Annotated in this window: 19 protein-coding genes; 11 read left to right on the top strand and 8 right to left on the bottom strand. The window is 37.7% G+C overall.

Annotated features, from left to right (window positions below):
• Nucleotides 1-17 precede the first annotated feature (17 nt).
• A complete protein-coding gene (pldA, locus tag SOI81_RS07195; RefSeq protein ID WP_262456572.1) occupies nucleotides 18-1169 on the bottom strand; it encodes a phospholipase A in 1152 nt (383 codons plus the stop codon).
• Between the two features lie 20 nt (nucleotides 1170-1189).
• Nucleotides 1190-4129 carry an insulinase family protein gene (locus tag SOI81_RS07190; RefSeq protein ID WP_239976619.1) on the bottom strand — a complete coding sequence of 980 codons (2940 nt, stop codon included), beginning with the start codon at nucleotides 4127-4129 and terminating at the stop codon, nucleotides 1190-1192.
• 369 nt (nucleotides 4130-4498) lie between these two features.
• On the opposite strand from SOI81_RS07190, the gene SOI81_RS07185 reads away from it, so the two are divergent.
• From SOI81_RS07185 to SOI81_RS07150, 8 genes are all read left to right on the top strand, one after another.
• On the top strand, nucleotides 4499-5503 hold the full coding sequence (locus SOI81_RS07185) for an adenosine kinase (protein WP_016140781.1): 1005 nt from the start codon (nucleotides 4499-4501) through the stop codon (nucleotides 5501-5503).
• Between the two features lie 16 nt (nucleotides 5504-5519).
• A complete protein-coding gene (locus SOI81_RS07180; RefSeq protein WP_002121079.1) occupies nucleotides 5520-5828 on the top strand; it encodes a Rieske (2Fe-2S) protein in 309 nt (102 codons plus the stop codon).
• 25 nt (nucleotides 5829-5853) lie between these two features.
• Nucleotides 5854-6462 (top strand): OB-fold-containig protein, encoded by a 609-nt coding sequence (locus tag SOI81_RS07175; RefSeq protein ID WP_016140780.1) that lies wholly within the window; start codon nucleotides 5854-5856, stop codon nucleotides 6460-6462.
• A gap of 379 nt (nucleotides 6463-6841) precedes the next feature.
• Nucleotides 6842-7036 carry a cytochrome oxidase putative small subunit CydP gene (gene cydP, locus SOI81_RS07170; RefSeq protein WP_016140779.1) on the top strand — a complete coding sequence of 65 codons (195 nt, stop codon included), beginning with the start codon at nucleotides 6842-6844 and terminating at the stop codon, nucleotides 7034-7036.
• Entirely contained in the window at nucleotides 7036-8622 is a 1587-nt protein-coding gene (gene cydA, locus SOI81_RS07165; protein ID WP_016140778.1) for a cytochrome ubiquinol oxidase subunit I, read from the top strand. The genes cydP and cydA overlap by 1 nt, the downstream gene beginning before the upstream one ends.
• Complete coding sequence (gene cydB, locus SOI81_RS07160) at nucleotides 8619-9764, top strand: cytochrome d ubiquinol oxidase subunit II (RefSeq protein WP_016140777.1); 1146 nt, start codon at nucleotides 8619-8621, stop codon at nucleotides 9762-9764. Before cydA ends, cydB begins: the two co-directional genes overlap by 4 nt.
• 10 nt (nucleotides 9765-9774) lie before the next feature.
• Entirely contained in the window at nucleotides 9775-9876 is a 102-nt protein-coding gene (gene cydX, locus SOI81_RS07155; protein ID WP_000270276.1) for a cytochrome bd-I oxidase subunit CydX, read from the top strand.
• Nucleotides 9877-10176 (top strand): cyd operon YbgE family protein, encoded by a 300-nt coding sequence (locus tag SOI81_RS07150; RefSeq protein ID WP_239976933.1) that lies wholly within the window; start codon nucleotides 9877-9879, stop codon nucleotides 10174-10176.
• A 65-nt stretch (nucleotides 10177-10241) separates the two neighbouring features.
• Here SOI81_RS07150 and SOI81_RS07145 read toward each other — a convergent pair whose 3' ends face one another.
• The 5 genes from SOI81_RS07145 to SOI81_RS07125 all read right to left on the bottom strand — a co-directional run bounded on the left by SOI81_RS07145 (nucleotide 10242) and on the right by SOI81_RS07125 (nucleotide 13930).
• Nucleotides 10242-10913 carry a DUF2057 domain-containing protein gene (locus SOI81_RS07145; protein WP_239976935.1) on the bottom strand — a complete coding sequence of 224 codons (672 nt, stop codon included), beginning with the start codon at nucleotides 10911-10913 and terminating at the stop codon, nucleotides 10242-10244.
• A 214-nt stretch (nucleotides 10914-11127) separates the two neighbouring features.
• Entirely contained in the window at nucleotides 11128-11724 is a 597-nt protein-coding gene (locus tag SOI81_RS07140; RefSeq protein ID WP_320541457.1) for a nitroreductase family protein, read from the bottom strand.
• Nucleotides 11725-11912: 188 nt separating this feature from the next.
• Entirely contained in the window at nucleotides 11913-13025 is a 1113-nt protein-coding gene (gene ftsY, locus SOI81_RS07135) for a signal recognition particle-docking protein FtsY (protein WP_320541456.1), read from the bottom strand.
• 119 nt (nucleotides 13026-13144) lie between these two features.
• Nucleotides 13145-13471 carry a hypothetical protein gene (locus SOI81_RS07130; protein ID WP_016140772.1) on the bottom strand — a complete coding sequence of 109 codons (327 nt, stop codon included), beginning with the start codon at nucleotides 13469-13471 and terminating at the stop codon, nucleotides 13145-13147.
• Nucleotides 13472-13570: 99 nt separating this feature from the next.
• Nucleotides 13571-13930, bottom strand: coding sequence for a hypothetical protein (locus SOI81_RS07125; protein WP_002120892.1), 360 nt, complete (start codon nucleotides 13928-13930; stop codon nucleotides 13571-13573).
• Between the two features lie 216 nt (nucleotides 13931-14146).
• Between SOI81_RS07125 and SOI81_RS07120 the strand changes: the two genes are divergently transcribed.
• The 3 genes from SOI81_RS07120 to SOI81_RS07110 all read left to right on the top strand — a co-directional run bounded on the left by SOI81_RS07120 (nucleotide 14147) and on the right by SOI81_RS07110 (nucleotide 15623).
• Complete coding sequence (locus SOI81_RS07120; protein WP_002121063.1) at nucleotides 14147-14380, top strand: hypothetical protein; 234 nt, start codon at nucleotides 14147-14149, stop codon at nucleotides 14378-14380.
• A gap of 289 nt (nucleotides 14381-14669) precedes the next feature.
• Nucleotides 14670-15044, top strand: coding sequence for a DUF2750 domain-containing protein (locus SOI81_RS07115; RefSeq protein WP_025470290.1), 375 nt, complete (start codon nucleotides 14670-14672; stop codon nucleotides 15042-15044).
• Between the two features lie 147 nt (nucleotides 15045-15191).
• Nucleotides 15192-15623, top strand: a complete 432-nt coding sequence (locus SOI81_RS07110) for a CBS domain-containing protein (protein WP_206239357.1) — start codon at nucleotides 15192-15194, stop codon at nucleotides 15621-15623.
• Nucleotides 15624-15678: 55 nt separating this feature from the next.
• Here the strand turns inward: SOI81_RS07110 and argD are convergent, their stop codons facing one another.
• The gene (argD, locus tag SOI81_RS07105) at nucleotides 15679-16887 is read right to left on the bottom strand and encodes an aspartate aminotransferase family protein (RefSeq protein WP_239976938.1); all 1209 of its coding nucleotides are present in this window, start codon (nucleotides 16885-16887) and stop codon (nucleotides 15679-15681) included.
• Nucleotides 16888-16964 lie beyond the last annotated feature (77 nt).

Genomic DNA, 16964 nt, shown 5'->3' with positions numbered 1-16964 from the left:
CGGCTTTTTATAGAATCTTAGTACCAATTTAAGAGTGACACCCCCAAACCGGCATAAGTCGCTCGATGGTTATAATCAATCAAGCTTTCACCATAACCATTAAATAATTGGAAATGGCCGCGTAACTTTCCACTGATTGGGAAAGCCCAATCAAATTGAACAGCGCCATGAGAGTCATCACCACCTTTCAATGAATGACGGAGCATTAAAGAGAAATCATTCTGCTTCCACTTATAAAATGCTGTTAAATCACCACGACCGATGTAATCTTCAATATCAGGGTTATTATCATCTTTACTATCTTCTTCAAGACGAATCCATGGACGAAGCATTAAAGCAAAGTTACCGCGCTCTAATCCAACGTTAAAGATTACACGGTTCCAGCTACGAGATAGTGGGTCTGAGCGACCATTTGACTGATGGTTTAAGGTCACCCCCAGCAAACGCCCATCTAAACCAAGTAATTCATAGTTTGTTCTAAACATTAAACTTGCTTCTGGTTCATAGTTTGTTTCACGGAATGGACGAGACTCATCAGCATTGAAAGTCTGCCAACGTGAAGATTGCGTATACCCTAGCCACAAATCGCCATTATTGCCAAAAATATTTTCCCAAGCTTTGGTTTTCAAAGAAATCTGAAATTTACTTTCTGTTGATTTCAGATTTTGATCTTCTGTTACCGTATTATTTGGGTTTGGACTATGTGGCAACTCATTTTTGTCACTGGTCCAGAATACAGGTAGTAAATAGACGGGTTGATAAGCACGAATATTCCAAACCCCTAGTTTACTTTTTTCAGACAACTCCCAACGTTGATCTAACAAAGAAGTAGTAGGTTCAATTTTCGGTGCTTTACCAATTATTTTGATATTACTCACTGTATCTACCACCTTTTCTTTAAAGGTTTCAGATGGAACAGTAGGTGCATCAATTTTTTTAGCAGGCTCTGGTACTGCCGCAGCTTGAATAACTGGTAAAGCTGACGGTTTAAATACAGAGTCATAACAAGCCAGACGATCGGCATTCGAAGCAAGAGCAACACATGCATCTACTGTCGCGGGGGTTACAGGTGCCAAGGTGTCAGCATATGTCACAGACGCACATAAACAGCTAAGCACAGTTACTATGCTTAGCTGTAAAGATGTGCGTTCAAATTGTCTGAACGCCATGTTCATCTCCAATTTTTATTTTAATTCACTTGTTGAATGGTAAAACCTAATTGCTGCAATTCATCGCGTTTTGCAAATGGTGCAACTACAGCTTTTACAGGAGTTTGCTCAATTAAATATTGACGAGCAACGCGTTGTAAATCGTCTAATGTCACATGCAACAATCTTTCACGCAAAGTACGGCGGAAAGCTGGTGTTCTCGCATGCAACAGTGCATAACATGCCGTAATCGCTTCACCTGCCGGAGAACCTGGTTTATCCATACTTGCCACTAAACCAAGAATCGCTTCTTCAAGCTGATGAGGTTGTTGCTCTGTATTTAATAACCATTGCACGCTTGCTTCAAAGTCTTTAAAAGTTTCTGCTAAACGTGGGTCACGGTAGCTAAAGAAACGGAATGAACACGCATTTCCATCATAACTAGCGCCGCCACCATAAGCACCACCTTTTTCACGAATAGCACTGTGCAAGAATCCGTTACGTAAATAAGCTGCCAAGACCATTAATGGCGCTGCATCTGGATGCGACACTTCTACGGCTTGATATGCAGACGCACAGAATTGAACGTTTGCCTGAATTAACCATGCTTCATGATTATTATCATTAGCTTGTTCTACTTGAGTTAACTCAGCTGTAGCTGTATCAACGTTCAATTTATCCCAAACATTCTGGATTTCTTCAACCAAACGTTCAGATTGATGTTCTTCACAGACAAGTAAGAACTGTTTAGGAGCTTGCAACAACTTACTATGAATACGTTTTAATTCCGCAATTAATTCGTCATAAGCGGCATCATCTTGAGTAATCTTAGCGACAAGTTCGCCTAACCAGTTCAAAGCGCCTAAACCAGTATTTTGATAGTCACGTTGAGCCAAAGCACTCATATTGCGCGATGCGATTTGCATTGCATAACTATGGCCCGCTCCAGATAAACGAGATTGCCAACGTGTCTTACGTTGTTGTAATAACTCAATAATTCGCTCTTTTTCATCAAATCGAAGCTGTTCAAATGCTAATTTTAATAAATGAATTGCATCAAATTTCTGAGTCAAAGATTTGGTCGTTAACGTTAACCAAGCACTAATTTTATCTTTATCATCAACTTTACTACGTAATGAAGCACCCATTCCTAAACCACCACTTACAGCTGTTTGTAAGTTTTGCAGTTCAAGATAGTCATACTCACCTGCACCTACTTCACCCATTAAAATAGAAAGCAAATTAAAGTAAGGTGACTTCACAATATCTTCAGGAATCTGAATAAGTACTTGTTGATAATAAATACCGTTCGTACCCGCATGGTACAAGTTCAGCGGTGTATCCATACGATTACAAATAATTTCGCGTAACTGGCCCTGCACAATATGCAAGTCAGCCGGTACGTCTTCCAAACCTACTTTCGGTAATAACTCAAGGTTATCAGGCGTATCCTGACGTTCTTCTAGAGCCTTGGTCTTAGCAATAATTTCAGCCTTATCAGCGTCTGTTAGTTTTTCACCAATAGCTGCTAAGCGTGCTTTTTCCGCTTCTTGCTCTTTTACAGACTTGGTTGGGTCTGGAACTAAAGTCATCTGTACACGATGAGGATTGTCAAGCAAGTGCGTTTGAATCAGATTTGATAACCACATTGGGTCCTTCAACTCTTCTTTAACCTGTGCAATTGCGCTGTCGACATCCCAAATTTGGATTGGATCACTATGGTGAATCGCACCACTTAAACCATTTAAAATTAGACTTAAACCATATGGTGTACCATCACCATTAATTTCACGTTGATGCAACTCAATCTGATGCAAAATTGCATCGACTAAATTACTGTCAATTGGTTTTGCAGCAACATCACGCAGAATATTTAAAACACCCTCTCTAAAGCTTTGTGCATGTTCAGGATTTGAGCCTTGAACGCCACAGTAGAAAGTCATTTCAAAATTACTGTCGTCCACGCCCATTAATGGACCTGTTGATTGAGCGTAACCACAAGTTTCTAAGTAATGACGTAGAGGTGAAGCTGAATTTTCTAATAAAATCCCTTCTACTAAACGCATTCCTAAACGCAATTTAATGTCATTTGCTTCGGGTAATAACCAAGATAAAACATGATAAGTCTTATCTTTTAAATCATCGCTATCAACACCATAGTTCTCTATTACTTCAATTGGCGCTGCTAAACGTTTTTCAGGCTTAGAATATAAAGTTGTACCCGCAGAAAACTTATGTAGAGCTAGTTTTTCAAATTGCTCTTGCAGCTCATATGCCGTTTGATTACCAAAGGTCATAAACACAGCATTACTTGGGTGGTAATGTACTTTATAAAAATCGACTAACTGTTCATAAGTTAGGTCAGGAATATCTTTAGGGTCACCACCTGAGTTGTAATGATAGGTTGTTTCAGGGAATAAATGATGAGCCAACTGATGATAAAGTTGGTCAGACGGCGCACTCATCGCACCTTTCATTTCATTAAAAACAACACCTTTATAAACAGGTTGTCCATTTTCAAGTTCAATACGAATACCTTCTTGAGCAAAATCAAGTGGATTCAAGTTTGCAGCAAATGCCGCATCAAGATAAACAGAAAGTAAATTTTGGAAATCTTTTTTGTTTTGAGTAGCAAATGGATATGCAGTCCAATCTGCCGCTGTAAATGCGTTCATGAATGTATTTAAAGAACGACGAATCATTAAAAAGAATGGATCACGTACCGGAAACTTTTCAGATCCACACAAAGCCGTATGTTCTAAAATATGTGCCGTACCTTTAGAGTCCATAGGTTGTGTTCTAAAAGCAACAAGAAATACATTTTCATCATAATCAGTTGCCAAGTGATAATGCACCGCACCTGTGACTTTATGCTTATATTCAGACACTAAAATATCTAATGCTTCAACATGGTGCTGACGTAGCAACTGAAACGCAGGGTGAACAGTTTGAGAAATGGTTTCAGTGACATCTACAGTCATGTGATCTCCTAACATATCGGATAAGTCAATAAATCTCATTATAGCCTGAGTCAGCTTGAGATTGGCGAACAAAAGCCAAGTAAAATACTATGTTTTTGTTGAGTATTAGTTTTCGTTAGCACGGCTTTGATATCAAGCACATAGCTATCGATGTTTTATCCTAACAGAACAAAAGCTTTTAATTCTATGAATGAGATAGATATTGAATAAAAAAGCTTATTAATTTTATTTCTCTAATATAAAGAATCTTCTAACAACAATATCTTTCCACTAATTTTTGATTTAACTGAATTTTATTCAACAAACTACAGCAAATCCAAGCAATGGTGTAAACTTACCTACCTGATTTTTTTATTTGTGACAACACATATGGCAACTGTAGATCTTTTTGCAATTGGTAATGCATTAATCGACCAAGAATTTAAAGTGTCTGATGATTTTCTTAATCAGCAAGGCTTGCAAAAAGGCACAATGCAGTTGTCCGATGGTGACACTCAATCTGCTCTTTATGCAGAGTTGAAACAGCATCAAGACTACAAAGGTCAAGCGAGTGGCGGCTCAGCGGCAAACACAACTGTGGCCTTTAGTGCATTAGGCGGAAGCGCTTTTTATGGTTGCCGTGTTGGTAATGATGATTTAGGTTCAATTTATCTACAAGGTCTAAATGAAGCTGGGATCCAGACTACTCCAAAATCGATCAGTGAAGGCGTGACAGGTACTTGCATGGTACTCATTAGTCCTGACTCTGAACGTACCATGCACACCTATTTAGGTATCACTGCTGAACTCTCTCAAGATCAAATCGACTTTGAACCATTAAAAACATCAAAATGGCTTTATATTGAAGGTTATCTCTCTACAAGTGAAACAGCGCGTAAAGCTGTAAAACAAGCGAGAGAAATTGCAAAAGCAAATGGTGTTAAAATTGCTTTATCTCTTTCAGATCCTGCAATGGTTCAATACGCTCGCGAGGGCTTAGAAGAACTCATGGATGATGGTGTAGATTTACTGTTTTGTAATGAACAAGAAGCCTTAATGTATACAAATACTACTTCTGTAGAAGATGCTCTTGCTCAATTACGTTTTAAAAATCATACAGTAGTGATTACACAAAGTGCTAAAGGTGCTTTAGTTTCTAGCCCTACGCAACATTTCCATGTTGCAGGTCGCCACGTAGAAGCAGTTGATACCAATGGTGCTGGCGATGCATTTGCAGGCGCATTCCTTTATGCCCTAAATCATCATCAAGATTTGAATGCTGCTGCACAGTTAGCCGTGTTAATTTCGAGTGAAGTTGTTTCTCAATTTGGTCCACGTTTAGCGATTAATGATTATGCTAAACTTCTTGAAAATTTTCAGAAGGAATGTGCTTGAAATGGAAAGGATCTGTATGACGGAAGAAGTTCCTGAGCGTGAAGCTAGAGCTTTTGACACTCTACAAGGAACGACTATTTTCATTACGCAACGTGACGGCGCATTCTATGCTTATCAAAACTTATGCCCTCACTTGCAAACAGAGCTTGAATATTTAGAAAATCAATTTCTTGATCAAGACCAAGAATACATCCAATGTTCTACCCATGGTGCTTTATTTACTGTGGAAACAGGTGAATGTATCTCAGGTCCATGTTTAGGTGATTTTTTAAATAAAGTTGAGATTAAAGTACATTCAGATGGCGGTATCTACATCGTAGACTGAAGCGATCAACATTAGAGTTTCTGCCATGGCTGATTTCTTTTTCAATTATTATCTTATGCCATTTCACCTAAGTGTAGTGGCTTTGATATTACTCAGCGTGGTAGAAACCATTGGTATGTATATTGGACTTCGTCCAAGTCAATTACTCAAAAAAATTGCGCCTGTTTGGCTTTCTAACTCACCACTACTTAACGTTAAATTTTCTAAAGCTTTAATTTTCGTTTTTCTACTCATCAATTTTAGTTTTGCTGGTTATTTTTTACAGCTTTCTTTCTTTGCTATACAGCATTATTTTATTACACCATTTTATTTAATCGTCCCAGCGCTTGTCATCGCCATCTTTTTTACCGTGTTCATGATTCACTGTCTGGACCAAGTGATTAAACCAAAGCTCACCCATACCAACTATAATCTTTTAGGGCGATTAGCGACGATTTCCAGCGGCAATGCCAGACCTGGATTCTCTGCCCAAGCCCGTGTCCGTGATGAATTTGGACAGCTCCATTACGTTCAAGTCGAACCAGAGTATGGCGAACTCGAACTATACTCTCAGGTGATTCTTGTTAGAGTCCATAAAAGTCATTATGTGGCTAAGAAAATTTCTGTATCAAACGATCTTTTTGCACCCGATTAATCCCTAATCAACTTTCTATTTCCTTATTATTTTTTGCCAGGTTTATTACGCCTGCATTTTATTATTTTCCTTTTTAATTAATTATTTACTATCCTGACTAATTTAGTTTGAAATAAAATTTACAAATATTATACAAGACCATTTTAGTTGGTATTAATTTAAAACAAACTATTTTAATCAACTTAAAAAATTTATTTATAAGTGTTTTAGTAGGAATTAATAATTAATTCAAACTATTTTAGTAAAGTATTTATTTTCAAATATTAAGCCATTGTTTTATTTAATTTAATTATTTAAATATTTATTTAAAATATATTTAATGTTTATTTTTATTATATTTTATTTAATAATAAAATTAATATCAAATGAGGTTTAATTTATGAGCCTTAATTTTAAAAAACTTAACAGCCGTTTAATTAAAGAAATCACTATTATTCTAATAATAAAAATAGTGCTTCTTTTAACGATTAAACATATTTGGTTTGATGCTCCCACCATCCCCAAAAATTTTGACAATCAGGTCGCCGAGCATATTGCTGGCGATAACATTTCCCACATTAAGGAGACACGTTGATGATTTCTGAAAGCGTGGTTGATCTTTCGCGGTTTCAATTTGCGATGACCGCAATGTATCACTTTCTTTTCGTCCCTTTAACTTTAGGTTTGGCATTTATCCTTGCCATTATGGAAACCACCTATGTCATTTCGGGTAAAGAAATTTACAAGGATATGACTAAATTTTGGGGAAAATTATTTGGTATTAACTTTGCTTTAGGGGTAACCACTGGTTTAACAATGGAGTTTCAGTTTGGAACAAACTGGGCTTATTACTCACATTATGTAGGTGATATTTTTGGTGCACCATTAGCAATTGAAGGCCTTATGGCATTCTTCCTTGAGTCTACATTTATTGGGTTATTCTTTTTTGGATGGGATCGTTTAAGTAAGGTTCAGCATCTAGGCGTAACATGGTTAGTCGCTCTAGGTTCTAATATGTCAGCGCTTTGGATTTTAGTGGCTAATGGATGGATGCAAAACCCGGTAGGTGCTGCATTTAACTTTGAAACGATGCGTATGGAATTAGTTGATTTCGGCGCGCTTATCTTTAACCCAGTAGCTCAAGTGAAATTTGTCCACACTGTATCTGCGGGTTATGTAACTGGTGCAATTTTTGTACTGGCTATCTCAAGTTATTACTTACTTAAGAAACGCGATCTACCATTCGCGCGTCGTTCATTTGCAATTGCTGCAATTTTCGGTCTTGCATCTACACTTTCAGTAATTTTGTTAGGCGATGAATCTGGCTACGAGTTAGGAGATGTTCAAAAAACTAAACTCGCTGCGATTGAAGCCGAATGGGATACTCACCCTGCTCCTGCTCCATTTACTTTATTTGGTGTCCCAAACCATGAAGAAATGCGGACAGATTACGCAGTTAAAATTCCATATGCGTTAGGTTTAATTGCAACTCGTTCAACAACTAAAGAAGTTACTGGCCTTAAAGATCTCATGCAACAACATGAAGTTCGTATTCGCAACGGTATGCTTGCCTATGCCGACCTTGAAAAGTTGCGTGCAGGTGATCGCTCACCAGAGTTATTGGCTTCTTTTGAAAAAAATCAAAAAGATTTAGGTTATGGCCTACTTCTTAAGAAATATGCACCCAATGTAGTTGATGCAAGTGAGCAAAATATTAAAGCCGCTGTAAAAGATACAGTTCCAAATGTTACAGCACTATTTTTCTCTTTCCGCGCAATGGTTGCCTCTGGCTTTTTAATGCTATTACTTTTCATTTTAGCAACTTGGGCGGTAGCCAAAAGAAATGCTGAAAACAAACCTTGGTTACTTAAATACGCATTGTTTGCGCTGCCGCTTCCTTGGATTGCTGCACAAACTGGTTGGTATGTAGCTGAAGGTGGCCGTCAACCATGGTCCATTGGTGAGATTTTACCAACTCATCTCTCTACTTCTAGTTTAAGTACTGGAGATGTATGGGGTTCAATCCTTGCTTTAGCAGCGTTCTATACCGCTCTTTTAATTATTGAAATGTATTTAATGATCAAATTTGCTCGTTTAGGGCCAAGTTCCCTGCACACTGGCAAATATCATTTTGAAAAGCAAGAATCGAAAGCAGCTGTTAATGGGGAGGCCTTATCATGATTGAATATGAATTATTAAAAATCATTTGGTGGGTATTAGTTGGCGTACTACTGATCGGCTTTGCTCTAACTGATGGCTTCGATATGGGTTCTATGGCTCTTATGCCTTTCGTTGGAAAAACTGATAGCGAGCGCCGTGCTGCAATCAATACCATTGCCCCGCATTGGGATGGTAATCAGGTCTGGTTTATCACCGCAGGTGGTGCACTATTTGCTGCGTGGCCAATGGTCTATTCCGTTGCCTTCTCTGGTATGTACTGGGCACTGTTGTTGGTTTTATTCGCACTCTTCCTAAGACCAGTCGGCTTCGATTATCGTTCTAAACTAGACAATACCAAGTGGCGTAATTCTTGGGATTGGGGGCTTTGCATTGGCGGTGCCGTTCCAGCGCTTGTATTTGGTGTGGCATTTGGTAATTTGTTCTTAGGCATTCCTTTTAGTTTAGATAGCACATTACGCTCTGAATATTCAGGTAGCTTTTTTGCGCTTCTCAACCCATTTGCCTTAGTTTGCGGAGTTGTGAGTCTATCTATGCTTTGTGCACATGGTGGTGCATGGCTCATGTTGCGTACAGATGAAGCTTTAAAACAACGCTCTGCCAAAGCCACTCAAATTATGGCAATTGTATTTTTAATTTGCTTCCTTGTGATTGGAGCATGGCTCTATTTTGGACAAGTGCCCGGTTATAGCTATGCTGTTGCCATAGATCCAAATGCTGCGCTTAACCCCTTAGCTAAAGAAGTAATTACCAATGGTAACCCGGGTTGGATGAACAATTACAGCACCTATCCAATGACTAAAGTTGCTCCAGTTATTGCCATATTAGGTGCAATTATTGCAATTTTTGCATCTTCAAAAGCAAAAGCAGGTTTAGGTTTTACTGGCACAAGTTTAATGATTGTAGGAGCAATTTTAACTGCTGGCTTTGCTCTATTTCCATTTCTGCTTCCCTCTAGTATCAACCCTAACTCCAGTTTGACGATGTGGGATGCTGTCTCAAGTCATCTGACTTTAGGCGTTATGACTGTCGCTGCCTGCCTTTTTGTTCCTCTCATTTTGATCTATACCAGTTGGTCTTATTACAAAATGTGGGGAGTCATCACTAACAAACATATCGAGTCAAACTCGCATAGCTTGTATTAAGGAGAAAACTATGTGGTATTTCGCATGGATCCTAGGCATTTTGATGGCATGTTTTGCGGGTGTACTCAGCGCGCTGTATATCGAACACCATCAAAATTTAGATGAGGAATAAATGATGGCAAACGCAATGACAGCATCAAATCATCGAAAAGCTCAAGCATTTGCAATGGCCCTTTCTTTTCTGTTGGCATTGCCTCTTGCTGCAATTTTGTTGGTTTATCCTTCACTCATGCTAGATGCTAATGGACACTACAATCATAGCCAGCTTATGCTGGTGATGATTGGTATTTCTGGTGGCTTTATTTATGGAGTGGGTTTCGTACCCAACTTCTGGTTATGGAAATGGCTATTTAGCCCATGGGTGGCTTGGCCTCTCATGTTTCTAGGTTATTACATCTGGTTTCTAACCTAAATCCAAAAGGACCTCATCTGAGGTCCTTTTTCATTTCAACTAATGTAATGGGTACTAATATTAAATTAATTCGATTGTTCAGCTAACCACGCCATAAATTTTTGACGCTCAGCTTTAGAAGCTTTCTGCCAAGTTTCAACTAAACGTTGATCATTCGTTTGTGCTACACCCGCTACTGGCATAGACGTGGGAACTAGAACAGCAACCTGTGTAGCAATAGGTTTAGCAGATGCATACACTGCCTCAGGCTGTGATTTTGATGATTTAGTCGTAAAGTCAGTAACCTTACCTAATAAACCCGTTGCAAACCAAGGTTTTGCCTCATTGTTTGCACCAGTTTGTTTTACGATTAATTCATTATTTGCACTATACAAAGCCACTGTTGGCTGCTCCGCATATTTCTTAGCTTGTTCAAATTGTTTTGGTGCATCTACCATTGCAAGCTTATAAGTTTGCCCATCTTGGAGTGCTGGAGTTCGAATCGTAACTACTCCAGATTTAATAATGTCATGTTCACCATTTAAATGCTCAAAGTATTCTTGATAGCGCACACTTAAGCTCGTTTCCCCTGCATCAACTTTATAATTATTTTTAGATGAACGAAATAATCCAGAGTTGACTTCCTGACCATTCACCGCAAGGATTACAATTTCCTCTGGTGCTGTAATTGTAACTGCTGAAAATACCGAACCGCTGAGTAATAAACCAATTGCAGCAACACCTAATCTTAAAGTCATCTGTCTCTTTCTCTGTGTTTGATAAGCTATTAAATCATGAGCAATATGCAATATGATTGTGACTATTTTATGACAGTACAGTGATAGGCTAATTTCTTGTTTTTTTATTTTGAAATATCTACCTGCATTTTATTAGTTTTCAATTTGGTTAACCTACCTACTCATTCTAAAAAAATAAAAAAGCACCTAAATAGGTGCTTTTTTTAACTTTCAATTAATTAAAAGTTTTGAAACGATCAGCATCATTAATAAATGCTTTTTCGCCTGCTGGTGCTTCAACCGAACCAAATACTAGTTGAGCACGTAGTTTCCAATTTGTTGGAACATCAAAAGCTTCAGCTGCATCTGCATCAACAATCGGGTTATAGTGCTGTAAAGATGCACCTAAACCAAGCTCTGAAAGCGCAGTCCAAGTTGCAAATTGAGCAATCGCACTTGAGTGTTCAGACCATACTGGGAAGTTGTCTGCATATAATTCGAATTGCTCTTGTAAGCTTTTAACCACAGCTTGGTCTTCATAAAATAAAACCGTACCAACACCAGCAACAAAGCTATCAATTTTTGCATTTGTGCCCGCAAAAGAATCTGCAGGAACAATTTTACGTAATGCTTCACGAACTAAATTCCAAAATTTAGCATGTGACTCACCATATAGAGTCACAACACGTGAAGATTGTGAGTTGAATGATGAAGGACTATGTTTAACCGCTTCACGAATTGTTTCTTCAATTTTTGTGCGATCTAATGCAACATTTTTACCAATTGCATAAATAGTACGACGGTTTTTAATTTTATCTAAGAAAGTAGACATTTTGTTATTTCCTATCTATTGGTTGACCAAGAGTCGTTGTTTGGGAATGAATACAGTGTATTAAAGTCATTTTTTATAATCAGCATTAAAAATATGACAGTTCGTTTTATTTTCGCAACAATAAAAAAAGATATAGATATAAAAAAAGCTTCACGATTTAGTGAAGCTTTTTAAGATTAATAAACAATTTACTTATCAGTTTCAAATAATGCTGCAACAAAAGATTTAGCCGAGAATGGTCTTAAATCATCAATTTTTTCACCTACACCAATAAAACGAATTGGCACATGGGTACGACTGGCAATATTAAAGAGCACACCACCTTTCGCAGTTCCATCTAACTTAGTAATGGTAATACCCGTTAAACCTACAGCTTGATCAAACTCTTGTACTTGGTTAATCGCATTTTGCCCTGTACCCGCATCTACCACCAACATAATTTCATGAGGTGCAGTGGCATCAATTTTTTGCATAACACGTTTAACTTTTTTGAGCTCTTCCATTAAATTGCTCTTATTATGTAAACGACCTGCCGTATCTGCAATTAATACGTCAATTCCTTTAGCACGAGCACTTTCAAAAGCATCAAAAATAACAGAAGCACTATCAGCCCCATGGCCTTGGGCAACTACTGAGATATCGTTACGTTCACCCCAGATCTGTAATTGTTCAGTCGCTGCGGCACGGAACGTATCCCCAGCAGCCAACATTACTTTTTTACCTTCCCCTTGCAAACGTTTAGCTAACTTACCAATAGTAGTAGTTTTACCAACACCATTTACCCCAACCATCAAAATTACATACGGTGATTTATTAGGGTCAATATGCAAAGGTTTCACACGGGGAGCCAATAAAGCAACCAGCTCTTCTTGTAAGGCTTTATATAAAGAATGAGAATAGATCAAATCGCCACGAGCTGTACGCTCTGTTAAGTTGGTAATGATCGTTTTAGTTGCTTCGACGCCAATGTCTGCAACCAGTAATTGCTCTTCAACTTCCTCAAGTAACTCATCGTCAATTTCCTTTCCGCCAATCAAGATATTGACCATACCATCAGCGAAATTACGACGAGTTTTGGTTAAACCCTCTTTCATTCGGCCAAAGAAACCAGTTTTTGGTTGTTCGACCGCTGTTTCTGAAGGAGCTAATTCAACTTTAGCTACTTCAATATTTTCTTGTGATTTAACAGGAGATTCAACGATGGGAATATCGATAGCAGGTAAATTAGGTAATGTGACATCGTCATCACCGATCTCAGCATCTATCAAGAATTTATTTTGCATATTCGATTGTTGCTCCATGCGGATTCCTTGAAAAGCAGCGTGTTAAAAAAGATAAAGTTTAGCATAAATTCAAACTTTTGCCTGCCACAATAGTGCTCAAAAAGCTTTGGAAACCAAGATTTATCTCGATAACCAATTTATTGCATATCTTCCTGGGCTAGTGCTGGGTATTGCTTAATATGAGCACCTTCAAATTGGTATGCATGCATTAACTTTAAATACTCTGCTCTATGAATTTCAGATTGAGTCATGAGTAACTCAGCCATATCTTGAGTTCTTGGATAAGTTGCCTGATGAGAGAGTTGTACAATTCGTTGATATTGATTCGGACTAATAGGCCGAAGTAATGCTAAATATGACAGCACAAAAATACAGCCAATGACAATAACCACAAATAGGTTAAAACATTGATCAATTTTTAACTCAGACTTTAATTTAAGGAAATTTTGTTTGAATATGAGCATGACCTACCTCGAATTAGTGTAGTGTAGGGTTCAATACTCATAAGCACAAGATCAAACATCCAGTAAGGCCAAGAATCGTACCTTACTGGATAATAATACTTAGCTTATTAGTGAACGAATGACAGAAAAGTATAATATTGCCGCAATAATCACCAAGACTAAAAACATAGCAAAGATACTTAATCCTTCTTCTGCATCTGCTGGATGCAACTCGTCTTCATCAGCAATTTTTCTCAGTTCGCCATCATACACTTGATAAAACCAGTTTTTTTGTGCTGGTTCCAAATGCCGAGCGAAATCAAATACTCTTTTGCGCTGAGCAAGACAATAATCCCCTAAATGGATCTCTTGATGAAAGATCGCTTCATCTAATAGTTTACGATGATAATGGGCTAGTTCTATGATTTGTTCCTCTCTAGGTGGAGTATCAAAAACAAAGCCATCGATAGTATTTGTCATATTTTATTCTCCTTGTCTTTTATTCTCATATTGATTTTACTCAAAATTATTTGTGAATAATGTTTAATCATGTATCCTAATAGTGAATAAAGTGGTTTGCACCAATAGTTGACAAATCCATTAATTTGTAATATTAGTTTAACAATACTAAGTTAAATTAATTTAAAGGCACTGGCCTTTAGAAAAAGTAATCATAATTACAATAAGGAGTTTTATATGATTCAACGTATCTCTCATCATGATTTAGAACATGTATACGCAACTGCAGTAAACACTATTCACTCTCAAATGAATTTTCAGGATGCAGTTGCACAGTTAGAAGAAGTTGCTCGCGCTGGGCACGGTAAAGCCGCTCTGTTTTTAGCAGAATTGTATTATCAAGGTTTCCGTGTTGAACGTGACTCACTTAAAGCACAATATTGGCAAAAGTTAGCCACAATGCAAGCATAAAGAGACGTCACTTAGGTGGCGTTTTTTTACGCCTGTAAAATCCAAATTTATCAACTTATCTCTTCTTGCGCTTCACCAAAGCTTTAATCGCTTTGTCTTATTCAGGTGGCGTTTTTATACCTATAAAAAAACCAAAGTTATCAATTGATTTAAAACTTCAGACACTATAAGTAAATGAAAAGAATTTCATAGCTGGAATATTTGTTTACGATTTGATACCTGTTTAAACTGAAATGTCATCTGATTTTTTTATAATAAGCAAGACAAGTTAAGAACCATTAAATTCACAATGAATAGTTTAAGTAATCTACAACCGGTTTCAAGAGACTTGATGATTAAGATTTATATTTTAAGAACCATGATGTACTGCGGGGTTCTTTGGGGTTTATTTCATCAAGGATGGGCAATTAAATCAGATCAGGAAGATTTTATTTTCCCTTTTTGGCTTAACGGATTGCAGGCACATCGCTATGCAAAAGAGCATTGGCCACATTACAAACCTAGAAGAATTACCCCTAAAGATTTCCATGAGTCTTTATTACCCACCTTAACTCGACTTAACGTCACTCCTGCTTTGTTTAATTCATCTCATAGAAAATTAAAGCTATCTACTCAGCAAATGCATCATTTCTTTTTTAAACATCCCCATTGGCAAGGAGCTTAAACTTTTTCTTTAGCTTTTTAGCAATCAATATAGAATGCTTTTTGAACGCTTGAATGCAAAACTTATATTTGAATGACTATCAAGTCTTTGCATTTTTATAAAATCAAGCTAATTTAAAACAAAATGATAAAACACAGGACAGAAGAAATGACAATCGTTGCACAAGTAATCAAAAACAAATCAGAGCAAGATATTTTTACAATTTCTCCAGAAGCCACTGTCCTTGAAGCAATTAAGATCATGGCAGATAAAGGGATTGGTGCACTTGTCGTAGCAGACGGCGAAAAAGTTGTTGGAATTTTATCTGAACGTGACTACACGCGAAAAGTGACACTGATGGAACGTTCTTCATATAGCACCACAGTTGCTGAAATTATGACATCAAAAGTGATTACGGTAAGCCTAAACAATACGGTTGAAGAGTGTTTACAGCTCATGACAGACCGCCACTTACGTCACTTACCTGTACTAGACAATGAAAAATTAGTTGGATTTATCTCTATTGGTGACTTAGTAAAAGCTGCAATGGAAGACCAGAAGAACCTCATTGAGCAGTTAAAACAGTACATTTCTGGATAATTATTTTATATAAAAAATGGGCATTTATATGCCCATTTTTTATTGATACTAAAACTTAAAGGTAGTTATTAATTAAAGAGACTAAGCGCTCTAGCAAGTCATCAGCCTGTGCTTGAGTCATGTTAATTGGTGGTAATAAACGCACTACAGAACCTGCTGTAACGTTAATAATCAGCTTATGTTGATCACGAGCAATTGCAACGAGCTCAGCACAGTCTTTAGGTAATTGAATACCAATCATCATCCCAAAGCCACGTACTTGTACATTTTTATCTGCCAATTGAGCACGTAATTGATCAACAATATAACCACCGACTATAGCTGCATTTTCTACAGCATTCTCTTTTTGGATTGTATCAATTACCGTATAAACCACACGAGAACCTAACACAGTTCCACCGTAAGTAGAGCCGTGACTACCAGGTCCTAATAAACCTACAGCTTTACCTTGTGTCATGACCGCTCCTACTGGAAAGCCATTACCAAGACCTTTCGCAGTCGTAAGAACATCGGGCACAATATTTGTGTGCTGATACGCAAAATACTTACCTGTACGGCCATTACCGGTTTGGATTTCATCTAGCATCATTAGCCAGTTATGCTGATTACATAGGATACGGACTTCTTCAAGATAGCTAAAACCTTGAGGTGCTGTATTAATACCACCTTCACCTTGAATTGGCTCAATCAAAATCGCAACAATATCTGGATGCTGTAAAGCGGCTTCTTGAATTGCTTCTACATCACCAAATGGCACACGAATAAAATCATGAGTTAAGGGAGCAAAACCATCTTGTACTTTCTTATTACCAGTGGCTGAAAGTGTTGCTAAAGTACGGCCATGAAATGATTGCTCTGCCACAATAATCTTTGGTGAACTTATGCCTTGTTGAGTACCAAATTTACGAGCAATTTTAATCGCTCCTTCATTTGACTCAGCACCACTGTTTGAAAAGAAGATCTCTTCCATTCCTGAAACTTCAGCAAGCTTCTGAGCAGCAGCAGTTTGCCAAGGGATCTCAAATAAGTTACTCGTATGGACAAGTGTTGCAGCTTGTTCTGCAATCGCTTCTGCAATTACCGGATGTGCATGACCTAAACCACATACAGCAATACCCGTTAAAGCATCTAGATACTCTGTGCCATCTTCGGTATATAAATATGCCCCTCGGCCTCGTACAAAACTGATCGCTTGGCGGCCATAAGTAGCCATTAAATGTGATGGTTGATCAGGTTGTATTGGGGCTAGGGTAATATCAGTCATGACGAACTCTGTCTGTATGAGATTTTTAGAAGGGTTTATATAAGCAAAAACTGGCTCTGATGAAAAGTCTCATCATT

The sequence above is a fragment of the Acinetobacter pittii genome, from assembly GCF_034067285.1.
Lineage (GTDB): Bacteria > Pseudomonadota > Gammaproteobacteria > Pseudomonadales > Moraxellaceae > Acinetobacter > Acinetobacter pittii_E.
Note: the sequence above shows the minus strand (reverse complement) of the source record. Positions and strands in the feature narration are given on the sequence as shown.